This is a genomic window from Roseateles chitinivorans (genome assembly GCF_002761755.1).
GTDB classification, from domain to species: Bacteria; Pseudomonadota; Gammaproteobacteria; order Burkholderiales; family Burkholderiaceae_C; genus Roseateles; species Roseateles chitinivorans.
On the sequence record NZ_PEOG01000244.1, the window covers coordinates 1 to 416 of the forward strand.

The following is a 416-nucleotide window of genomic DNA, read 5'->3' on the forward strand; positions in this document are numbered from 1 at the left end:
GATGACCATCGCCTTCGCTTGCTCGAGCAGAATGCCCAGCTCAGCATCGGTATGAGCTGATCCGAGATGGGCCAGGATCACCACCTTGCCCGCGTCTTTGCGGGCGACCTGCACCGCCACCGCGCCCGAGGCAGTGCGCACTTTCCGCACGTACGCCACCGCACGAACCTACCCTGTTAGTACCCCAAAACACCCACCCGCCAGCGCAACACCGCAGGACAAACGACTACCGGCCCCCAAAACCGGCCGACATGTCCAAACTCAGGCGTGTGGATCGTCGGGGAGCTCACCGACTGGGTCGGGCACCCGCCGGAGCAACTCGCTGCGATGCGCCAGGGGCTCGAGGAGCTCCGGCGCAAGGGGCTGGCGGTCATCTATGACTAGGTGGGTCTGCGGCGCTGTTCGGCGGCTCAGCG

General features: G+C 65.9%; 1 protein-coding gene. It reads left to right on the forward strand.

What is annotated here, in order from left to right; genetic code table 11:
* The first annotated feature begins 267 nt into the window (after positions 1–267).
* The gene (locus tag CS062_RS25570) at positions 268–384 is read left to right on the forward strand and encodes an NAD(+)--rifampin ADP-ribosyltransferase (protein ID WP_011727514.1); all 117 of its coding nucleotides are present in this window, start codon (positions 268–270) and stop codon (positions 382–384) included.
* Positions 385–416 lie beyond the last annotated feature (32 nt).